Genomic DNA, 4,226 nt, shown 5'->3' with positions numbered 1-4,226 from the left:
AGAATCGGTGCGCGATAAATGATAATGAGCAGCAGAATCACCAGTAGAACCGTCCAGAGTTCTGTTGCTTCGGCGCTCTGATTTGCCGCGCGTATCATATCGCGGCCGACAGTCGCAATGCCGCTGAGGGTGATATCCAGACCCGGCTCAATCGACTTTTTGAATTCCGTATCGTGCTGGATGAGATTTTCAATATCTGCGACCGTTTTGGCATTACTTTGGTCGAGAAATTCGGTCGAGAGTTCCACGATGACCAGCGAGGCCTTGTTATCCTCACTTTGCAGCAGATTGCCGATGGATTTATCTGTGTAAGTACGAATCCGCGAGATGTTGGACGTTTTTGAACTTATACCGGGAGTGTTTTTTTCTGTCGCAAAGCCTCCCTCATTTACCGCAATTTTTTCGAGTTGCGGCTTGAGTTGATCCTCAATAAATTTGAGGTCCGCTGGTCGTAATCCCTGGTCACCGTGTTCCCGCCGAACGACGATGACGATGCTGCTGGCGAGCAGGTCATCGGGAAACGCGCGTTTAAACAGCTTCTCCCCCAGCAGACTCGGAGAGTCTCCCGGCAGAAACGCGAATTCGCCATTTTGTACGACTGTTGACCACTCAGGGGCGACAAACGAAATTCCTGCTACTGCTAAAACCCAGCAAGCGAGTATGATTTGCCAATACCGGACAACAGTGTTGCCTAAAACTCGAAACATAAAGATTGCTAACAATGAGCTGGTGAAGAGAGGTAAAATCCACGCGTGAAGACGTTAACCTTTCCCACTGATTTTTTGAAACCAGAACAAAGCGGTTGAGGTACCTACAGTAACTGCCGGTCTTCAAGCCGTCAATCTTCACACATTACACTAGACGATTTCAAGTCCAAGGGCATCTGAATTGCAATGTGAGGCTGAAATGTGTGTTTATGTTCATTTTTTTGGCCTGAGGAGCGAGAATTGATTTTGTATCTTTCGTTTGATTTGTCATAATAGATTTCCAGTCCGAAATTGATTCACTTCAAATTTTCCATATAATCGTTCTGATGAGTGAAAAGGATCTTCTTATGTTTCTTACCCCGCGCCGTTTCTCAGGTTTCTTTCTATTAGTCCTGCTGGCTGTGGTTTGTCTTTCACCTGTGACCGCGTCTGCTCAAACCATTGCCCGCTGTGGTGAAGGTTGGTTGGAGAAGGTCAACGGATATCTGGTGCTGCACGTCAAAGGGAACCATTATGAAATGGGTTATCAGCAGGGAGTTCTGCTGAAGGAACACGTTCGAAAGAACATGTATAACCTGCTGAACCAAAAGGGAGAGACAACACTCGTTGATCTGGGGCTGGTTAAACTCAAGCCACGTCAGGCCATCGAAACTGTTGTTCAGATTCAAAAACCATACACTCCGCAAAAATATGTGGACGAAATGCGGGGGCTCTCGGACGGGGCGGAGATCGCCTATGAAGATGTGCGGGCGACCAATTTTATTCCGGAAATGTTCCACTGCAGCGGATTTTCGATTGCGAATACCGCGACGAAAGATGGAACTTTGTATCACGGTCGTGTGCTGGATTACGCCTGTGACTGGGGCTTGCAGGATCATGCGGTCCTGGTTGTGGCAGAACCTGAAGGGGGCATTCCGTTTGTGAATGTTTCCTATGCCGGTTTTATCGGATCGGTCACCGGGATGAACATGAAATCGGTTTCGATCGGCGAAATGGGGGGACGCGGACTGGGGCACTGGTCCGGTGTACCGATGGCGTTTCTCGTGCGAGAAGTGCTGGAAACCGCCAAAGATCTGGACGAAGCGATTGCCGTCTTTCGTGACAACTATCGTACCTGCGAATATTATTATGTGATTGCCGATGGCAAAACGAATCGGTCGGTCGGCATGGCGACGAGTTGGGAGAAGATGGAGCTGATTCAGCCCGGCGAAGCGCATCCTCTGCTCCCGAATCCGGTGAAAGACGCCGCTTTGCTGTCCGCCGGAGATCGTTATCAGGAGCTTTCCAAACGGGTCAAACAGGGATACGGCGAGTTTACTGCAGAATCGGCGATTCAACTGATGAGCCGGCCTGTCGCCATGAAATCGAATCTGCATAATGTATTGTTCGAGCCCAAAACCACCAGACTCTGGGTGGCCAATGCCAGCACCGACGGTGATCCGGCAGCGAATCAGAAGTATTATGCGTTTCAGTTATCTGAATTATTGAAACGAAAACCGGCTGCAGGGGCGCCCGTTTATCCGATGCCCGCTGGTCAGGCCGTTTCTCAGAAAACGAAATAGCGATTTACGGGTGATTCCGAATGCAATCCGGCTTCACCCGGTTGATTTCACGGTGTGATTTCTACTCGATGATTGGCAGCCTGGGATGGGATTGTCCGTCCTGTTGATGAATCATGTGCAGCCAGGCATCGGGCAGGTAGTCGGGGAGATCGGCGGCGATCATCGCAGGTTCAGACAGGTCATTTGCGGCCAGATCTCCCGCAAGGCCGTGTAAATGAGCGGCGAGTTGCGCGGCTTCGAACGCGGGCATTCCCTGTCCCGATAAGGCGGTAATCAGACCGGTCAGCACATCACCACTCCCGCCGGTGGCCATGCCACTGTTGCCTGTGGTATTGACTGCGATGCGAGTGCCGTCGGTGATAATCGTGTGCGCCCCTTTGAGCAGCAGCACGACCTGATGCTGTTTTGCAAATGCGATGGAAAGGGCCTCTCGCTGCTGTCCAATTTCCTCGACAGGTTTGTTAATCAGGCGTGAAAACTCACCGGGATGAGGCGTCAGAATGCGCGGGCCTGCCGCGGTCGGTAAGGATTTATCAGACGTGGAGAGTGCGTTCAGAGCGTCCGCATCGAGAATCAGCGGCTGTTTGAGTTCCGTGTAAAGTTTGTGCGTGACGTTTTCAATCCAGGCATTTGATCCGCAACCCGGGCCGATGGCGACGGTGTCGAAACCCTGCATCTGGCTGAATAAATGGGCTTCGGATGCCTGTGACAGTTGGCCTTGCTGATCGACGTGCAAAGGCAGGGTCAGGTAACAGGGGTTCCAGCTGGAGACAATGGTTTGAATCGATTCCGGAACCGCCAGGAACACCAGCCCCGCGCCTCCGCGCAGTGCTCCCATGCCGGCGAGGCAGGCGGCACCGCTCATGCCGGAACTGCCGGCAATCACCAGAACTTTTCCGAAGGTTCCCTTATGCGCGTTTTCAGGGCGTAGCGGCAGTTTCGGCAGGTTAGAAATGCGTTGAATATTCATGGTAAAAACTTCTTTCAAATTCAAACAACATCACTAGCCTGTGTCCAGGTTTATTGTCGCGTCTCCAAGGCCAATCGGATCAAATATAGTAGCATTGGTGAGACTAAGGTTAAATGGGACGCGCTCTGGAACAGAAAATCAATTTAGCCGATATGGCGGCCTTTTAAATGGAATCGAGACTCAGGATTCAGTTTTTTGATTGTACATGATATTGCGTAGGAATTGCCACGGTTAGTATAGGGTGAATGAGATAAATGGGAAGGAGGGAATGTGTGGAAGTTCCATATATCCTGCCGAAACAGGGACCGATATGACTCCCAGTTTTTCAAGAGTTCATTATACTTTGTTTGCCTTTTTTGAACGAAGTATTTTTTTTATCATACTCATGTCTGCGCTTCTGCGCGTTCAATCAGGCAGCAGGAAAGATATCAGAACCAGCCTCGGAAAGATTCTGAGGAATGACAGACTTACAGAAATCGCAACGGATGGGATGGATCTTCAATGGCTAGAAAAAAAACTGTTTATGAAAAGCTTTGTGACCTGGCCGGTAATCTCTGGTGGAGCTGGCAGCCAGATGTGACACAAATTTTCCATCTGATTGATCCGGAAAAATGGTCGGAACTCAATCATAACCCGATCGTGCTGCTCAAAGAGTTCACGCCCGAGCAACTGGACGACATCTTAGGCAATCTCAGTTTGCATTCCCGTGTAAATGTCGCGTACCGTCGCTGGAAGGAATACATGGAGCGATCTGAAACGTGGGGTTCGACAAACGCCACCATTCTGGGACATCGCTGTGCAGCCTATTTTTCGGCTGAGTTTGGTATTCACGAATCATTACACATTTATTCCGGTGGTTTAGGCGTTCTCGCTGGTGACCATCTGAAAAGTGCGTCCGACCTGGGTTTGCCTCTGGTGGCGATTGGCTTATTTTATGGGGAAGGTTACTTCTCACAGCATATCGACAAAGAAGGCTGGCAGCAGGAA

The 4,226-nt window shown here is 50.1% G+C and carries 4 protein-coding genes; 2 read left to right on the top strand and 2 right to left on the bottom strand.

Annotation, left to right across the window (positions count from 1 at the left end; all coding sequences use genetic code 11):
* A partial coding sequence (locus Q0294_RS10825) for an MMPL family transporter (protein ID WP_299464696.1) occupies nucleotides 1-707 on the bottom strand: 707 nt, incomplete at its 3' end.
* Between the two features lie 347 nt (nucleotides 708-1,054).
* Here Q0294_RS10825 and Q0294_RS10820 point away from each other — a divergent pair.
* Entirely contained in the window at nucleotides 1,055-2,269 is a 1,215-nt protein-coding gene (locus Q0294_RS10820; RefSeq protein ID WP_299464693.1) for a C45 family peptidase, read from the top strand.
* 61 nt (nucleotides 2,270-2,330) lie between these two features.
* Here Q0294_RS10820 and Q0294_RS10815 read toward each other — a convergent pair whose 3' ends face one another.
* On the bottom strand, nucleotides 2,331-3,239 hold the full coding sequence (locus Q0294_RS10815; RefSeq protein WP_299464690.1) for an NAD(P)H-hydrate dehydratase: 909 nt from the start codon (nucleotides 3,237-3,239) through the stop codon (nucleotides 2,331-2,333).
* Nucleotides 3,240-3,740: 501 nt separating this feature from the next.
* On the opposite strand from Q0294_RS10815, the gene Q0294_RS10810 reads away from it, so the two are divergent.
* A partial coding sequence (locus Q0294_RS10810) for a DUF3417 domain-containing protein (protein ID WP_299464687.1) occupies nucleotides 3,741-4,226 on the top strand: 486 nt, incomplete at its 3' end.

It is taken from the genome of uncultured Gimesia sp. (assembly GCF_937919775.1).
Taxonomy (GTDB): Bacteria; Planctomycetota; Planctomycetia; order Planctomycetales; family Planctomycetaceae; genus Gimesia.
The sequence above is the reverse complement of the archived record's forward strand: the minus strand, read 5'-3'. Positions and strand labels throughout refer to the sequence as shown.